This window comes from Paraburkholderia sp. UCT31, from assembly GCF_014397655.1.
GTDB classification, from domain to species: domain Bacteria; phylum Pseudomonadota; class Gammaproteobacteria; order Burkholderiales; family Burkholderiaceae; genus Paraburkholderia; species Paraburkholderia tuberum.
On sequence record NZ_VZQP01000019.1, the window covers coordinates 114,697 to 131,348 of the forward strand.

Genomic DNA, 16,652 nt, shown 5'->3' on the forward strand with positions numbered 1-16,652 from the left:
ATTGAGGCCGACTTCTCAACAGAGTTATCCACAGGCTGTGCGCGCAACTCAAAAATCTCAACGTAAACCGGCAATTAGCGTACAAACCTGCGAAGGAACTTTCACTGCATTCGGCACTCTGAGGTGCGCCCGATCGGCCAAAAATACCGCATTTAGTACAGCTGGAACGACGAAAAAAACTGGTCGACCTGGTCTTGCGGCAGCGGTTGATCGGCGATGATCGCCGCCTGGTACACGTGCCGGCCGCGCGCGACGAGCCGCGCATACACCGTGCGCGCCTCGTGTTTGGCGCCCGCCGTGCCGCTCACCGTCATTTCCAGCCCCGGTATCTTGCCGCCCGCCGCCAGCGGGATTTGCGCTGGGTGAGCATCGGGCGTCGCGCCGACATTGCGCGCCAGTCCCGCGCGCAGGAAATCGAGCGCGGCACGCTGGGTCGCGTCGCTGTCGTCGGGCAGCATCACGGTGCCGACCGCAAAGACCGCATTGCCCGCTTCGGCGGTCTGCATTGCCATCTGCATCGGTGTGCCGCCGATCTGCACCGCGCGCTGATCGTTGTCCGGCTTGGCTGGGAAGTCGACCGTGTAGCCCTTGTCGTTGTTCATCACGGTGCGCCAGTCGAAGGTCGGTGAGCAGGCGCTGAGCGCGACGCCGAGCGCCAACGCGGCCGTCGCCGCGCCGATCACGGTTCGAGCGTGACCGGATCGCGTGAATGCGCGGAGAAATAGGCCCGCCGGTTGGAAGACGCCCGCACGGCGGGCGGACAATCGGCTGATCAACGGAAAATGGCAAGAAACGCGGGCAACTAAAGAGCAGACGCGAAGAACGGTTCGGAGCATGGGACGGAAGATCGGGCTTCTCGGAGCGTAAAGCGCCATTATCCGCTGATCGACTGCCGGGCCGACGCGAAGCGCAGCCGTCCCGCCATTTCGGCGCAGCCGAACCCATTGGAGCTAGAATAGAGGAGTTGTTCAGTACCGGCCCGCGGGCCACCACACCGCCCCATTGTTCCGCGCCGCGCGCGACTCACGAGGTTCCGTCCATGAGTTCCAATTCACCGACCGCCGTCCGGCGCACGAACCCGCTTCGCTATCTGATTGCGGTGGCCGTGGCCATTGCGCTCGCCGTCGCCGGTTACTTCGCGTTTGCCGGCCAGCAGCGCGTACCCGATGCGACCTTCACGCTGCTATCGGGACAGAAGCTCACGACCGCGGACCTCAAAGGCAAGGTTTATCTGGTCAACTTCTGGGCAACGAGTTGCGACACCTGCATGAAGGAAATGCCGCAGATGGTCGAGACCTATAACCGCTTCAAGGGCCAGGGCCTCGAATTCGTCGCGGTGGCAATGAACTACGACGCGCCGATGTACGTGACCAATTACACGCAAACGCGTCAGCTGCCGTTCAAGGTCGCGATGGACGACGGCTCGGCCGCCAAGCGGTTCGGCAACGTGCAGCTCACGCCGACCACCTTCGTCGTCGATAAAGACGGCAAGATCCTGAAGCGCTATGTCGGCGAGCCGCAGTTCGCGGAACTCGACCAGTTGCTCGCGAAAGCGCTGAAGGCTGGCGCGGCTTAAGCCGGCGCAAGCAGATCCCCACGCGCCGGCGCAACCTCCCGCCGCCGGCGTCCGCCTCCTCACCGCTCCCCTTCCCCTTTGGCCGCAAGGCCATATCGCTTGATCTTCTCGTAGAGCGTCGCCTTGCCGAGCTGCAGCCGGTCCGCCGCGACCGCGACCACGCCGCCCGCCTGCTCCAACGCCTCGGCGATCATCGCGCGCTCGAACTGCTCGACACGCTCCTTCAGCGGATGGGTGGCCCCGCCGTCTTCGCCGAACGACAGCACCGGTTCGTCGGCGATGCCGAGCACGAAGCGGTCGGCGGCATTACGCAGCTCGCGCACGTTGCCCGGCCAGTCTCGCTGCATCAGACTCGCACGTTGGCGATCGGTTAGCATCGGCGCCGGCCGCTGATAACGAACGGCAGCATCCAGCAGGAAATGCTCGAACAGCGGCACGATGTCCTCGCAACGCTCGCTCAAAGGCGGCAGCGCGATCGTCACCACGTTGAGCCGGTACAGCAGATCGCGCCGGAACGAGCCATCCGCGACGTGCTCGGCCATGTCGCCTTTTGCAGCCGCGACCACGCGGCAATTGACGCGAATCGGCTGATTCGAGCCGAGCCGTTCCAGCACGCCGTCCTGCAGCACGCGCAGCAGCTTGACCTGCAGCGCGAGCGGCATGCTCTCGATCTCGTCGAGAAACAGCGTGCCGCCCGACGCATGTTCGAGCTTGCCGATCCGCCGTTTGGCCGCGCCGGTGAACGCGCCCGGCTCGTAGCCGAACATCTCCGATTCGAACATCGGCTCGGGCAGCGCGCCGCAGTTCACCGCGATGAACGGCTTGTCACGCCGCGGCGACAGCTCGTGCAGGCTGCGCGCGATCAGCTCCTTGCCCGCGCCGGTATCACCGTTGATCAGGACGGACGCATCGGTCGGCGCGACGTTGGCGATCAGCCGCCGCACCTGCTCGATCGCCGGACTGCGGCCGATGATGCGCGGCGCGACCGCGTTCTGCCCGGCCAGCTCACGGCGCAGCGCGAGGTTTTCGAGCACGAGCTTGCGGCGCTCCAGCGCGCGCCGCACGGTTTCGATCAGCCGCTCGGACGCGAACGGCTTTTCGATGAAGTCGTAGGCGCCGTCGCGCATCGCCTGCACGGCCATCGAGATATCGCCGTGGCCGGTGACCAGAATCACCGGCACGTCGGGCGCGCGCTCGTGGCACTGCGCGAGCAGGTCGAGACCGCTCGCGCCGGGCAGCCGGATATCGCTGACGATCACGCCGGAGAAGTCCGCGCTGATCAGCTTCGCCGCGGCCTCGACCGACGCATGGCCGATTACGTCGAAGCCCGCCAGTTGCAGGCTCTGCACGCTCGCGCGGCGCACCAGTTCGTCGTCTTCGATATACAGCACTTGCAGGCCGTCGTTCATTGCGTGTTCCGGGTGATGCTTCGGGGTGAAATCAGGAGCCCGCGGTCAGCGAATCGTGCGAGGGGCTGGTCTGCACACGCGCGCGACGCAGCGTCAACACGAATGATGCGCCACCGTGCGGCGCGTTGCGCGCGACGAGCGAGCCGCCGCAATCGCGCGCGATCGACGATGAAATCGCGAGGCCAAGGCCGAGCCCCTGGCCCATTTCCTTCGTCGTGAAAAACGGTTCGAACAGGTGCGGCAACACGTCGTCGGGAATGCCGGGGCCGTTGTCGCCGACCGCGATCGACAGGTTCGCGACGCCGGCCTCCACCTCGACCGTGATACGCGGCGGGTTCATGCCGGCGGTTGCGTCGAGCGCGTTGCCGAGCAGGTTGATCAGCACCTGTTCGAGCCGCAGATCGTCGCAATTCGCGACCAGCTCCGGATGATCGTCGGCGAGATTCAGCGGCGTGCGCGCGCCGCCTGCCGCAGCGGCGGCGTCGGTGTCGGTGTCGGCCGCGATATCGATCAGCACGAACTCGAGTTCGACGCCCTGCAGGCGCTTTTGCAGCAGCGCGACGACGTTGCGCAGGGCCCGCACGATCGACGCGCGCGCGCTGCGCGGCCGCGCGCGGCCGACGAACAGCTTCAGCTGGTTCGTGATCTTGCCCATGCGCTCGGTGAGCGCCGCGATCGCTTCGAGATTCTCGCGCGCCGATGCCTGATCGCCGCGTTCGAGCAGCACGCGCGTGTTATCGGAAAAACTGCGCAGCGCGGCGAGCGGCTGGTTCAGCTCGTGCGTGATGCCGGCCGCCATCTGGCCGAGCGCGGCCAGCTTGCTCGCCTGGATCAGTTCGTCTTGCGCGGCGCGCAGTTCCTGCTCGGCGCGTGTACGCTCGGCGACTTCCTTGTGCAACTGCTCGTTCGCCTCGGACAGATCGGCGGTGCGCTCGGCGACGCGCTGGTTCAGCTCGGCATAGGCCTTCTGCAGCAGCGCGCGGCTGCGCATCATTTCGCGCACACGCGCGCGCCGCATGCGCCAGTAGAACGCGAGCAGCACCAGCGACACATAGCCGAAGCCGGTGACGATGGTCGCCTTGCGCGCGTCGGCATCGACCGGATCGACCGGCGACATCGTGATCAGATGCCAGTCCGGCTCGCCCATGGCGTGACGCGACGCGAGGAAGCGCGGCGCGGAGCGCCCGCCGCCGATGCGCAGGATCTGCGCATTGCCTTCGAGCATGCGCTCGACCGTCACCGGTAGCGGCTCGATCGGCTGCTGCGCGTACTGGCGAGCCTGGTAGATCGAATCGGCGATCTGGCCGGGCAGCGGCCGAATCGTGTGGTACTTCCATGCCGGCACCGACGACAGGAAGATCACGCCATGATCGTCGGTGACGACGAGCGGCTCGGACGCGTCCACGCCCTGAAACCATTCGAGATCGAGCTTGACGACCGCCACACCGACGATCTTGCCGTCGCGCCGCACCGGCTGCGAGATGTAGTAGCCGGGCGCCTGCGAAATCGTGCCGATGCCGAAGAAGCGGCCGACGCCGCCTTTCATTGCATCGACGAAATACGGCCGGAACTGATAGCCCGCGCCGACGAAGCTGCCCGGCCCGCGCCAGTTGCTGGCGGCGATGCAGTAGCCGTCGAGCGAAATGATGTAGGTGACCGTCGCGCGCGCGTGGCGGTTCAGGTCTTCGAGATAGAGATTCGCGCGCTTGACGTTGGCGGGATTCGGATCGATCAGCACGTCCTGCACGATCGGATGCTCGGCGAGCAGATACGGTAGCGATTCGTAGCGTTCGAGCGTGCTCTTGAGCGCGCTCGCGGTGCGCTCGGCGCGCACGGCGGCGTTGCGCCGCAGCGTGTCGACACCGCTTTTCCACGCAAGGCTGTAGGTGAGCCAGCATGCCGCCGCGAGCCCGGCTGCGAGCGCGAAAAGAATCAGCAGGCGGCGGGTCACGTTGGCAAAGTCCGATCGATGTGCATCGGACATTGTGGCATAGGGCGGCAAGGCGTCGCCGCCAGACGCGTCGCGGGCTGGGCCGCGACTTTTGCCGGCGGTCTCGCCGGCAGACGCCTCGAAAGGTCGCGCGGACGCCGGTTTCATGCTTAAGCGTCCGCGCTGGTCACGACAGGGTTGGCGAGGCGCAACTCAAACGCCGGCCGGCTCTTTGACCGCCACCTCGCCGCGCAGCACCTTGTTCAGCTTGCTGCGATCGAGCTCCTTTTCCCAGGCCGACACGACGACCGTCGCGACGCCGTTGCCGACGATGTTCGTCAGCGCGCGGCACTCGCTCATGAACCGGTCGATGCCAAGGATCAGCACCATGCCCGACAGCGGAATCGTCGGCACCACGGCCAGCGTCGCCGCGAGCGTGATGAAGCCCGCGCCGGTCACGCCGCTCGCACCCTTCGAGGTCAGCATCGTCACCGCGAGCAGCGTCAGCTGCTGGCCCCACGTGAGGTCGGTGTTGGTCGCCTGAGCGATGAACAGCACCGCCATCGTCATGTAGATGTTGGTGCCGTCGAGGTTGAACGAGTAGCCGGTCGGCACCACGAGGCCCACCACCGAGCGCGAGCAGCCGAGCTTTTCGAGTTTCAGCATCAGCTGCGGCAGCGCGGCTTCGGACGAGCTCGTGCCGAGCACGATCAGCATCTCTTCCTTGATGTATGCGACGAAACGCAGGATGTTGAAGCCCGCCGCCCGCGCGATCGCGCCGAGCACGACCACCACGAACACGATCGAGGTCAGATAGAACGTGCCGACCAGCTTGAGCATCGGCAGCAGCGAGCCGATGCCGTACTTGCCGATCGTGAAGGCCATCGCGCCGAACGCGCCGATCGGCGCGAGCTTCGTGATGATGCGCACCATGCCGAACAGGATGTGCGAGAGCCCTTCGATGAAGTTGGTCACCGGCTTGCCCTTCTCACCCGCCGTTGCGAGCACGGCGCCGAACAGCAGCGCGATCAGCAGGATCTGCAGGATCTCACCCTGCGCGAACGCCGACAACAGCGTGTCCGGAATGATGTGCATGAAGAAGTCGACCGTCGACTGGCCGTGCGCCTTCGCGGCATACGACGCAACCGCGCGGCCGTCGAGCGAGGCCGGATCGACGTTGAAGCCGGCGCCGGGTCGCAGCAGGTGCGTGGCGGCGAGGCCGAGCACCAGCGCGAAGGTCGAGACGATTTCGAAGTACAACAGCGCCTTGCCGCCGACGCGTCCAACCTTCTTCATGTCCTCCATGCCGGCGATGCCCGTCACGACCGTGCAGAAGATGATCGGCCCGATCACCATCTTGATCAGCTTGATGAAGCCATCGCCGAGCGGCTTCATGTCGATGGCGAGGTTCGGGTAGAAATGCCCGAGTACGATGCCGATGATGATCGCCACGATCACCTGGACGTACAGCACTTTATGGATAGGTTTCTTCACGATGGTTCCTGCGAGGGATATGAGCTGATGACCCGCCGCGAGGCGCGACACGCGAACGAAACGTCGTCGCGCGGGCGCACGTTGGCGGACCGCTGCAAAGACGACGAATTCAGAAATACCGGGAAGGAAAATCGGACATTTTGTCTCCTTGCTTTTTTGTCGGGCCGTGGCGGCCACGCGCTTTCTTTTGCAAGGTCGATGCCAGTTTGATTTCAGACTGGAAGCCTTGATTTTTATGGGTTTTCCGGCACAGCTCGGCGCGCGCCGTCCGGGTTCCCGGAAATCCGGACGAGCACTGTCGGGGAATCCGGAATTCGGTGCGCGCGCGTTTGCGGGGAAACCCGCAGGGGTTTGTGCGGAGCTTGCGAGCGCACCGTCACGTCAACAGATCGATCCGGTCCGTGCAGATCATGTCGACGCCCCATTCTTCGAGCAACTGCGCGCGCGCCGGATCGTTCACCGTGTAGGCGAGCACGCGCAGCCCGGCCGCGCGGATCTGCGCGACCAGCGGTTCGCTCAGATAGCGGTGACTCGCGTGCAGCGAGACGCAGTCGAGTTCGCGCACGATGCGCAGCCAGTCCGCCGGCACCCGCTCGAACAGCATGCCGCGCGGCAGCGACGGCGCGGCATCGCGCGCGGCGGCGAGCGCGTCGAACGAAAACGACGACATCAGCGGCGGCGTCTGCCCTTGCCAAAGCTCGAGCGCGCCCCGGGCGACCAGTGCGCCGGTGATGACTTCGCGGCCCGGACACGGCTTGATCTCGATGTTCGCCGCGATGCCGTCGCGCGCGCAACGCTCGGCCGCGTCGGCCAGCGTCGGCAGCCGCGTGCCGGCGAACTCCGCGCCGCGCCACGCGCCGGCATCCAGAGCGGCGAGTTGCTGCCATGTGTGCGTGGCCGCCGGCCCGTGGCCGTTGGTCGTGCGATCGAGCGTGTCGTCATGCAGCAGGAACAGCGCGTTGTCGGCGGACAGCTTCGCGTCGAATTCGACCATGCGATAGCCGTAGCGCACGCAGGCGTCGAAACCGGCCAAGGTGTTTTCCGGCGCAAGCGTACCGCCGCAGCGGTGCGCGATCAGCCGCGGATAAGGCCATTGTGCGGAGGTCCCGCGATCCATCGGGGTTGCCACGTGTCGTTTCCTTGCTGATAGAAGAGCGGTCTATGAAAAAAGCCCGCACATCGGCGGGCTTTTCGTTTCTGCGGGCGTGAAGCGAGGCAACAGCGGCGAGGCGCGAGCGCGTCAGACCACGCCGGCTCCATGCGCCTGCACGTCGGCGTGATAGCTCGAACGAACCATCGCGCCCACCGCGGCGTGCGTGAAGCCCATCTTGTACGCCTCTTCCTCGTACATCCTGAAGGTGTCCGGATGCACGTAAGCGCGGACCGGCAGATGATGCTCCGACGGCTGCAGGTACTGGCCGATCGTCAGCATGTCGACGTCGTGCTCGCGCAGATCGCGCATTACCTGCAGGATTTCCTCTTCGGTTTCGCCGAGGCCGACCATCAGGCCGGACTTGGTCGCGACGTGCGGATGCAGCGCCTTGAAGTCCTTCAGCAGCTTCAGCGAATGCGCGTAATCCGACCCCGGGCGCGCTTCCTTGTACAGACGCGGCACCGTTTCGAGGTTGTGGTTCATCACGTCGGGCGGCGCCGCATTCAGGATGCCGAGCGCGCGGTCGAGGCGGCCACGGAAGTCCGGCGTCAGGATTTCGATACGCGTTTGCGGCGACAGCTCGCGCGTCTGACGGATACATTCGACGAAGTGCGCCGCGCCACCGTCGCGCAGATCATCACGGTCGACGCTGGTGATCACCACGTACTTCAACTTCAGCGCAGCGATGGTGCGCGCGAGGTTGGCCGGTTCGTCGGCGTCGAGCGGATCGGGACGGCCGTGGCCGACGTCGCAGAACGGGCAGCGGCGCGTGCACTTGTCGCCCATGATCATGAAGGTCGCGGTGCCCTTGCCGAAACATTCGCCGATGTTCGGGCAGCTCGCCTCTTCACACACCGTGTGAAGATTGTGCTCGCGCAGGATCTGCTTGATCTCGTAGAAGCGCGAATTGCCGGTGGCCGCCTTCACGCGGATCCAGTCCGGCTTCTTCAGCTTTTCGATCGGAACGACCTTGATCGGGATGCGCGCGGTCTTGGCTTGCGCTTTCTGCTTCGCGGTGGCGTCGTAGGCGGCGGGGGCCGGCACGCCTTCGGGCGCGGGGGTGGCTGCTGCGGAATTCGCGGTTACGTCAGTCATTCGTTCGATCCAGTCAGGCGGTGAGCGCACCGGCCTGCGGTTGGGCGACGGCCGCGGGATTGCCGTCGAGGTTTGCGGTGAGACTTGCTGCGAGGGTACGGGCCACGTCGTCCCAGCCGGCGGCGATGCCGAGCGTCGCCATGTCGACTGTTTCGAGCCCCGCGTAGCCGCATGGATTGATCGCGAGAAACGGCCGCAGGTCCATGTTCACGTTCAGACTCACGCCGTGATAGCTGCAGCCGTTGCGGATTTTCAGGCCAAGCGCCGCGATCTTGGCGCCGGCATGGAGCCCGGCGTCGGGCCCAGGCGCCACGTAGATGCCGGGGGCGCCCGCCTTGCGTTCTCCGGCGAGATTATACGCCGCGAGGGTGTCGATCACGGCCTGCTCGATCCGGGTGACCAGCTCGCGCACCATCAGCTTGCGCCGGCGCAGGTCGAGCAGCAGATAGGCGACCACCTGGCCGGGCCCGTGATACGTGATCTGCCCGCCGCGGTCGACCTTGACGAGCGGAATGTTGCTGTCTGCCGCGAGCAGGTGCGCCGGATCGCCGGCCTGGCCGAGCGTGAAGACGGGCGGATGTTCGACGAGCCAGATTTCGTCGGCGGTGTCGGCGGTGCGTGCGTCGGTGAAGGCGCGCATCGCGTCGAAACTGGCTTCGTAGGGTTCGCGGCCGAGCCAGCGCAGCATGGGCGGCTCGATGGCAGGTAGCGGAGACGGAGAGACCGGGGTGGCGCACATGATTCCGGGAGTTTACCGAAATCTCGGAAACCGCGCCCGCGGCCACCGGGAACCCGCACAGCCGGGGCCGGTACCCTGCCGGCCCCGGCGTCATGCACGGCTTTTGCGCCGCGCCACCGTCAAACGGTGCGCCAGCCGCCGCGCACACGCATCATCCAGCGCTCGCCGATGCGAGCGAGCCAGTTCAGAGCGCGTTCGTCGCAGCGCGTCGGCACCGAGAACGTAACCTTCGCGAACGTGGCGCCCTCGGCGCTGAGCCAGAGCCGCTCGCCGCGCCGCAGATGCAGCGTCTGCCCGGGCTGCAGCCAGTAGTCCTTCGTGTCGTCGCTGCGCGTGACCCACACTGCGCCGCCATGCACGCGCAACTTCGTGCTGCGCGCGACCTTCAGCGGCAGCGTGTCGCCAGTGCGGATTTCATATGCAATGCTAGAGGAAATTTCTCGCATGAGGCCCTCGCCAAAAATCGTTTCATGACTAGAATCCTAGGTGCAGCAAGGACTTGGGCAAAACGATCAATTTTCACGTCTATGTGAGAAATATTGCGATGGACCTGCGTCAACTCCCCGCCCTGAACGCGATCAAGGCGTTCGAAGCCGCCGCCCGCCACGAAAGCTTTTCGCGCGCCGCCGACGAGCTGTTCGTCACGCACGGCGCGGTCAGCCACCAGATCCGCGCGCTCGAGGCCGAGCTCGGCGTGTCGCTGTTCGCGCGCGACGGCAAGCGCGTGCGCCTCACCGAAACCGGCCGTCGCTACGCCACCCAGGTGCGCGCCGCGTTGATGGAGCTCGCCGACGCGACTCGCGCGATCCGTGCCGGCGACCGCGAGCGGCGCCTCGTGATATCGATGCTGTCGTCGTTCGCGGCACGCTGGGTGACGCCGCGCATCGGCAGCTTTATCGAGGCAAATCCGCAGTGGGATCTCGAGTTGCTGACCACCAATGCGCTGACGGACTTCGCGCGCGACGACGTCGACGTCGCGATCCGTTTCGGCTTCGGCAAATATCCGGGGCTGCACGCCGAGCTGCTGCTCGACGAGATTTTCTTCCCCGCCTGCTCGCCCAACTTCAACGGCGGCAAGCTGCCGCAAACCCCGGCCGATCTCGCCAAAGTCCCGCTGCTGCGCTCCGACGACGAGCTATGGCGCCCATGGTTCGACGCCGCCGGCCTCACCGACTGGCCGGAGCCGAAGCGCGGCGTGCTGTATCAGGATTCGTCGAATCTGTTGCAGGCGGCCGTCGACGGCCAGGGGGTCGCGCTGACGCGCCGCTCGCTCGCGATGCACGAAATCGCGGCGGGCCGGCTCGTGCGGCTCTTTGATGTGGATGGGCCGAGCCCGTGGCAATACTATTTGGTCTGCCTGCCGCAGATGCTGGGGACCGCGCGGGTCAAGGCGTTTCGCGACTGGTTGTTCGACGAGGTGGCGCGCTTCAGGCTGCTGTTCGATCTCGCCTGCGAGGCGGGTCCCGCGGCGAGCGCGCGCCTGGCGGCGCAGGGAGTGACGGCGGACGCGTTGCGCGTCGCGCCGTAAGGTGAAAAACCGCGCGGTGTTACAGCACGACCTTGACCATCGGATGGCCGGTCAGCGCGCGATAGATGTCGTCGAGATGCGCGCGGCTTGTCGCCCGCACGTGGACGGTCAGCCCCGTGTAGGTGCCGCTGCTCGACGGCCGCGTCTCGACGCGCGACGCATCGACCTCGCTGTCGAACACGCGCACCACTTCGACGATCGTCGCGGCAAACTCGGGGTGCGATTTGCCCATGATCTTGATCGGGAAATCGCAGGGGAATTCAAACAGTGAGTCGTTCTCGGGATTCATTCTCTACTCCTTCTTCCGCCGCGGCGGCTTCAGCCGCCTTGGCTCGCTGATACGCCGCATACAGCTCCGCAAACACCGCGCCCGGGCGGCCCGCGCCGACCGGCGCGCCATCGAGCCGCGTGACCGGCAGCACTTCCCTGGTCGCCGAACTGACGATGATTTCATCGGCCGCGCGCACTTCAGCTTCGGTGATGTCGCGCGCTTCGAAGCGGATACCGCATTCGGCCGTCAGCTCCTCGATGAGCCCATAGCGGATCCCTTCGAGAATCCTGTTGCTGCGCGGCGGCGCGGCCAGCACGCCATCCTTCACGATCCACACGTTCGACGACGACCCTTCGGTCAGCAAATCATCGCGGAACTGCAGCGTCTCGAAGGCGGCGTTTTCGGCCGCGTATTGCGCCATCAGCACGTTGCCGAGCAGCGACACCGACTTGATGTCGCAATTGAGCCAGCGACGATCCTCGGCGCTCACGCACGGGACACCGCTTGCGCGCTGCGCGGCGGCGGGCAGGTTCAGCGCGGTGACCATCACGAACACGGTCGGCTTCACGCCGGCCGGAAATGCGTGAGCGCGCTTCGCGACGCCACGCGTGACCTGGATGTATGCGATCGCGTCCTGATCGGCACGCAAGCCGCCGTCCGTTTCGTTGGCCTCGACCACGCGTCCGATCAGCGCGCGCCAGCCAGCGTCGTCGAGCGGATTGGCGATGCCGATCTTGCCGACCGAGCGCGCGAGACGCGCCAGATGCTGCTTCAGACGAAACGCGGTGCGCCGTCCACTCGCGTGCGCGTACAACGGCGCCACTTCGTAAATGCCGTCGCCGAAAATGAAGCCGCGGTCGAGCACCGGCACGCGCGCTTCGGACAACGGCACCAAGTCGCCGTTCAGATGAACGATCGGGTCCGGCAAAACCTCGGAGACAACGGTCATTGCGACGTAGCCCTTATTTTTTCTTGTTGAACATCAGCATCAGCGAATCCCACACGCGGCCCACCACACCGGCTTGCTGCACCGGCTGCAGCGCGACCACCGGGAATTGCGCGAGCACCTTGCCGTCGGCGACGAGCTTGGCGGTGCCGATCTGCTGGCCGTTGGCGATCGGCGCGACGAGCGGATCGTTGAGTTCGATCTGCGGCTTCGCCTTGTCGGCGGCGGCCTTCGGCAGCGTGATGTACTGGTCGCTTTTCACGCCAACCTGCACGCTGTCCTGCGAACCCTTGTAGACGCGCGGCGTGGCCACGACCTGGTTCGCCTTGTACAGACGCGTCGTGTCGTAGGCGGTGTAGCCGTAGTTCAGCATCTTCAGGCTGTCCTGCACGCGGTCGTGCTCCTTGGTCTCGCCCATCATCACCGAGACGAGACGGCGCGACGCGTCGGTCGTGCCCGGCAGCGGACGCTTCGCGCTCGCGATCAGGCAGTAGCCGGCCGCTTGCGTGTGACCGGTCTTCAGACCGTCGACGGTCGGGTCGATCCACAGCAGACGGTTGCGGTTCGGCTGCTTGATCTTGTTGTACGTGAATTCCTTGACCGAGAAGATGTTGTAGTACTCGGGATAGTCGCGGATCAGGCGGGCCGACAGGATCGCGAGATCGCCCGCGGTCGTGTAGTGCTGCGGGTCGGGCATGCCGTTCACGTCGGCGAAATGCGTGTGCGTCATGCCGAGCTTTTGCGCCTCCTTGTTCATCATGTCGACGAACTGCGCCTCGCTGCCGCCCACCAGTTCGGCGAGCGCAATTGCCGCGTCGTTGCCCGACTGCACGATCATGCCGTACACGAGGTCGTGCACGGTCACCGGCTTGAGCGCCTCGATGAACATGCGCGATTCGTCGTTGCGCACGCGCCGCACGGCTTCGCTCGGCTCGATGCTCTGATCCATCGTGATCTTCTTCGTGTCGAGCGCCTCGAACACGAGATACGCGGTCATCAGCTTGGTCAACGACGCCGGCTCGACGCGCTCGTCGGCATTGGCGGACGCGAGCACCTGGTTGCTGGTCGCGTCGACGAGCACCCACGAGCGCGCGTTGACGCCCGGCGGCGGCACCTGCGCGAACGCGGTGCTGGCGACGAGCGTGGCCGGCAGCACGAGGCCGACGGCCACGGCGCGATTGAGCGAAGCGGGAACGAAAGAAGCGAGTGACGGGAATGACGTGCGGCCAGAGGAGGAGAAACGCATAGGATCGATTCGTGCAGAAAAATACGTTGCGCGACAGCGCGCGGAGTTGGAGGAGCCGGTCGGCGGGGCATCTGGCCGTAAAACGGCGGGCGCCCGTTGGACTGATGGCGACGCAATCGGTTCGCGAGCGCAGCGCTGCGCACCCGGCCGCGCCCTCCCGCGAAATGATTCCGCGGCGCGCGATTCTGCCGGCTGGGCGGCGCTGTGCCCAAAAAAAGAGCGCCCATTATACGCGCGCTACCTGGTCAGCTTCGCGCGCGTGTCGTCGATTTGCACACGTTTGCGCGCACCTGTCCCCCGCAAAATGCGCGTCGCGCGTTTTCAGCGCCAGGCGTCGACGATGATCCGCTTCAGGATGTGAAGCTTGCGATGCAGAAAGTGCTCGGCACCCGGAATCACGACGACCGGCAGTTCCTGCGGCCGCGCCCAGTCGAATACGGACTGGACGGGAACGGTCTCGTCGACTTCGCCGTGGATCACGAGTGTGCTTTCGGGCACGGGTGCGACGTCCCAGCGGCTCGCCGCGGTACCGACGAACACGATGCGCTCGATTTCCCGGCCTTCATCGCGCAGCTTCGCCGCGACGTGCGACAGCACCACAGTGCCGAACGAAAAGCCCGCCAATACGAGCGGCAGATCGCCGTAGTCCGGATCTGCGCGCATGTGCTCGAGCACCGCGCGCAGATCGTCGCGCTCGCCGACGCCCGCGTCGTGCTCGCCCTGGGTCTGGCCGACGCCGCGGAAATTCGACCGGTAAGTGACGTAGTTCAGCTGCACGAGCGTGCGCGCGAGGGTCTGCGCGACCTTGTTGTCCATCGTGCCGCCAAACAGCGGATGCGGATGCGCGACGAGCGCGATGCCGCGTGGCGCGGCGCCTTTTTCGCGCACGCCGTCGGGCAGGTCCAGCGCGACCTCGATCTTGCCGACCGGGCCGTCGATCAGATACTTCTTCGTGTTGACGTTCATCGGGATGGATCGTTTTGTGGTTCGCGTTATTGATCGATCTTCAGACGCTCGACGATCTTGCCGTTCGCAAGATGCGATTCGACGATCTCGTCGATGTCGCTCTCGTCGACATAGGTGTACCAGACCGCCTCGGGATACACGACGAGCGTCGGGCCCAGTTCGCAGCGATCGAGGCAGCCGGCCTTGTTGATGCGCACCTGGCCGGGCCCGGCGAGGCCGAGTTGCTTCACGCGTTGTTTCGCGTATTCCTGCATCGCCTGTGCGTTGCAGTTCGCGCAGCTCGGACGCTCGGCGCCGGGGTCGCGTTGATTCAGACAGAAGAAAACGTGGTGCTTGTAGAAGGAATCCATGATGTTCGGGAGGCGAGCCTGAAAGGAAGTGCAATGGCGGTGCGGACGATTATAGCCACCGGGCTGTGCAGGCGTCGGGGTCTGGCGGCCGGCGCGCAAGCACGTCACGCCCGCCTCGCGCGCCGCTTGAGCCACGCCCGCTCGACCGCGAACGCGAGCCACACCAGCGCCGCATAGGGCCATATCCATGCGAGCCAGCGCGCGAGCCCGTTGAAATGCAGATAGCGTCCCTGCCGCCAGTCGGCGAGCACGGCGTCGAAATACGGGTTCACCGGCAGCAGATTGACGAACACGAGTGCGACGACCAGCGCGACCCCGGCGAGCGTCGCACGCAACCGCCGCCGCAGCGGCAGCGCGACGAGCGCCGCGACGGTGCCGCACACGAGTCCGATTAGCGCGCCGGGCGTCGCCCAGTCGAACGCGAGGCCCGATTGCGATTGCAGGAACGTCGCGCCGGCCTTCACGCACAAGGTCGCGACGATGAACACGAACAGCAGGCGCACGCGTGGCGCATGACGGCGCGCCGGCAGCGATGCAAGCGCGAGCGCCGCGAACAGGTTCAGCGCCGTGATCAGCGCTTCCCATGTGTCGTCGTCCAGCCACGCGGCGGCCGCCGCCGGCCATGCGCCGACATGCCACGCGGACGGCGTCCACGCGAGCAGCGCGTCCTGGGTGGCCGGATCGACGCTCAGCCACAGCGCGCGCGGCCAGTTGCCGAGACCGAACAGACGCGGCGACGGATACATCGTCGCAAACGGCCACGCGGCGACGAGGCACGCGAGCGTCGCATGGCCGCGCTCGAACCACAGCAACCGCAAACGCCTGAGCAGGCCGCGGTCGAGCAGCGCGCCGGTCAACGGCGACATCACCGCCGCACCGACGAGCGCGCCCAGCGTGTTGGCGGCGAGATCGAGATTGGAGGCGACGCGTGTCGGCAGATAGGTCTGCACGGCTTCCATCGTGCCTGACAGCAGACCGCCCAACACGAACGCGAGCGCGACGGCCAGCGTGCCGCGCCAACGCGGGTACACCGCGAGCACCACCAGCGCGCCGAACGGCATATAGCCGAGCACGTTGGTGACGACGTCGAACGCCGTCAGGTACTGCGGCATCGGATCGAACAGATAGGCGAACGGCGTGATGCCGAGCGAGCGCCAGCCCGAAAACGGATACCACGAGCCGTAGACGATCAGCGCCGTGTAAAGCAGCAGCGCCTGACGGGCCAGCGTCGACGGGCGGCGCAGCCAGGGGCGTTCGCTCATGCAGCGCTCCGTTGCGTGCGCTGCCCGCCCGTCATTGCGCGGCGACCAGCGCCTGCGAGCCGAGCCACGTGGTGATCTGCGCGACGAGGTCGTCGCTGGCCGCGGCGAGCGCCCGCGCGCCGCCGGCCGCATCCGCCGAATGCGCGGGCGCGTGCGCGACGAAGGTCTGCTGGCCGATCACCTTGCCGCCCTGCATCAGCGTCGCGCGCGCGGTGATCGCGCCGTGGCTGTCCGTCTGGCTGTCGAACACCTGCTCGAACTCGGTCAGATCGACCCGCAGCACCGGCGCGCTCACGCCGTCCGCGCCCGTCAGCACGGTGCCGCGCTCGCTCAGCGTGTTGCGCAGGCGCTGCGTCAGCAGTTGCGACGGCATCATCGTCCAGTGGCTGTTGGCGTAGGCGGCCGTCTGCTGCGCGTCGGCGTAGCTCAGCCGATAAGTCAGCCGGTCGGATTCGAGCACGGACGGCGCGCTGACCTCCAGCACCTTGACGGCCGGCAGCCGGCTCGCCGCGGCGGCCTGCGGCGGTGGTCCGAAGTCGTAGCGGACATCCGACACCACTGCGGACGTGCCCGCGCAGCCCGCCGCCAGCACGCCGAACGCGAGCAGCGCCGCGAGCGCGGCGCGCGAGGACAACAGTCGGTGAATCGAGCGTGACATGGGCATCTTCCTCTGTTCTAGCCTGCGGA

General features: G+C 66.3%; 17 protein-coding genes. 2 read left to right on the plus strand and 15 right to left on the minus strand.

Going from position 1 to position 16,652, the window contains the following annotated elements:
* Positions 1-152 precede the first annotated feature (152 nt).
* A complete protein-coding gene (locus tag F6X40_RS18080; RefSeq protein ID WP_187628760.1) occupies positions 153-836 on the minus strand; it encodes a hypothetical protein in 684 nt (227 codons plus the stop codon).
* Between the two features lie 203 nt (positions 837-1,039).
* On the opposite strand from F6X40_RS18080, the gene F6X40_RS18085 reads away from it, so the two are divergent.
* Complete coding sequence (locus F6X40_RS18085) at positions 1,040-1,576, plus strand: TlpA disulfide reductase family protein (protein WP_184026536.1); 537 nt, start codon at positions 1,040-1,042, stop codon at positions 1,574-1,576.
* A 59-nt stretch (positions 1,577-1,635) separates the two neighbouring features.
* On the opposite strand, the gene F6X40_RS18090 is transcribed toward F6X40_RS18085, so the two are convergent.
* The 7 genes from F6X40_RS18090 to F6X40_RS18120 all read right to left on the minus strand — a co-directional run bounded on the left by F6X40_RS18090 (position 1,636) and on the right by F6X40_RS18120 (position 9,842).
* Positions 1,636-2,985 carry a sigma-54-dependent transcriptional regulator gene (locus F6X40_RS18090; RefSeq protein ID WP_187628761.1) on the minus strand — a complete coding sequence of 450 codons (1,350 nt, stop codon included), beginning with the start codon at positions 2,983-2,985 and terminating at the stop codon, positions 1,636-1,638.
* Positions 2,986-3,016: 31 nt separating this feature from the next.
* Positions 3,017-5,083 carry an ATP-binding protein gene (locus F6X40_RS18095; RefSeq protein WP_187628762.1) on the minus strand — a complete coding sequence of 689 codons (2,067 nt, stop codon included), beginning with the start codon at positions 5,081-5,083 and terminating at the stop codon, positions 3,017-3,019.
* 45 nt (positions 5,084-5,128) lie between these two features.
* Complete coding sequence (locus F6X40_RS18100; RefSeq protein WP_187618062.1) at positions 5,129-6,409, minus strand: dicarboxylate/amino acid:cation symporter; 1,281 nt, start codon at positions 6,407-6,409, stop codon at positions 5,129-5,131.
* A 376-nt stretch (positions 6,410-6,785) separates the two neighbouring features.
* The gene (ugpQ, locus tag F6X40_RS18105) at positions 6,786-7,538 is read right to left on the minus strand and encodes a glycerophosphodiester phosphodiesterase (protein ID WP_187628763.1); all 753 of its coding nucleotides are present in this window, start codon (positions 7,536-7,538) and stop codon (positions 6,786-6,788) included.
* Positions 7,539-7,649: 111 nt separating this feature from the next.
* The gene (lipA, locus tag F6X40_RS18110) at positions 7,650-8,657 is read right to left on the minus strand and encodes a lipoyl synthase (RefSeq protein ID WP_184068587.1); all 1,008 of its coding nucleotides are present in this window, start codon (positions 8,655-8,657) and stop codon (positions 7,650-7,652) included.
* Positions 8,658-8,670: 13 nt separating this feature from the next.
* Positions 8,671-9,396: a lipoyl(octanoyl) transferase LipB gene (lipB, locus tag F6X40_RS18115; RefSeq protein WP_090802840.1), complete on the minus strand. Its 726-nt coding sequence runs from the start codon at positions 9,394-9,396 to the stop codon at positions 8,671-8,673.
* A gap of 119 nt (positions 9,397-9,515) precedes the next feature.
* Positions 9,516-9,842: a DUF2917 domain-containing protein gene (locus tag F6X40_RS18120; protein ID WP_184002639.1), complete on the minus strand. Its 327-nt coding sequence runs from the start codon at positions 9,840-9,842 to the stop codon at positions 9,516-9,518.
* 98 nt (positions 9,843-9,940) lie between these two features.
* Between F6X40_RS18120 and F6X40_RS18125 the strand changes: the two genes are divergently transcribed.
* Complete coding sequence (locus F6X40_RS18125; RefSeq protein ID WP_184068593.1) at positions 9,941-10,924, plus strand: transcriptional regulator GcvA; 984 nt, start codon at positions 9,941-9,943, stop codon at positions 10,922-10,924.
* A 19-nt stretch (positions 10,925-10,943) separates the two neighbouring features.
* Here F6X40_RS18125 and F6X40_RS18130 read toward each other — a convergent pair whose 3' ends face one another.
* The 7 genes from F6X40_RS18130 to F6X40_RS18160 form a co-directional block, all read right to left on the minus strand.
* Complete coding sequence (locus F6X40_RS18130; protein ID WP_129960330.1) at positions 10,944-11,213, minus strand: DUF493 family protein; 270 nt, start codon at positions 11,211-11,213, stop codon at positions 10,944-10,946.
* The gene (locus tag F6X40_RS18135) at positions 11,185-12,144 is read right to left on the minus strand and encodes a D-amino acid aminotransferase (protein WP_187628764.1); all 960 of its coding nucleotides are present in this window, start codon (positions 12,142-12,144) and stop codon (positions 11,185-11,187) included. The genes F6X40_RS18130 and F6X40_RS18135 overlap by 29 nt, the downstream gene beginning before the upstream one ends.
* A 13-nt stretch (positions 12,145-12,157) precedes the next feature.
* A complete protein-coding gene (locus F6X40_RS18140; protein ID WP_187628765.1) occupies positions 12,158-13,387 on the minus strand; it encodes a D-alanyl-D-alanine carboxypeptidase family protein in 1,230 nt (409 codons plus the stop codon).
* 321 nt (positions 13,388-13,708) lie between these two features.
* Entirely contained in the window at positions 13,709-14,353 is a 645-nt protein-coding gene (locus tag F6X40_RS18145; RefSeq protein WP_090802833.1) for an alpha/beta hydrolase, read from the minus strand.
* 26 nt (positions 14,354-14,379) lie between these two features.
* A complete protein-coding gene (locus tag F6X40_RS18150; RefSeq protein ID WP_090802831.1) occupies positions 14,380-14,703 on the minus strand; it encodes a (2Fe-2S) ferredoxin domain-containing protein in 324 nt (107 codons plus the stop codon).
* A 104-nt stretch (positions 14,704-14,807) separates the two neighbouring features.
* Complete coding sequence (locus F6X40_RS18155) at positions 14,808-15,965, minus strand: VanZ family protein (RefSeq protein WP_090802829.1); 1,158 nt, start codon at positions 15,963-15,965, stop codon at positions 14,808-14,810.
* 31 nt (positions 15,966-15,996) lie between these two features.
* Positions 15,997-16,623, minus strand: coding sequence for an ABC-type transport auxiliary lipoprotein family protein (locus tag F6X40_RS18160; protein WP_187628766.1), 627 nt, complete (start codon positions 16,621-16,623; stop codon positions 15,997-15,999).
* Positions 16,624-16,652 lie beyond the last annotated feature (29 nt).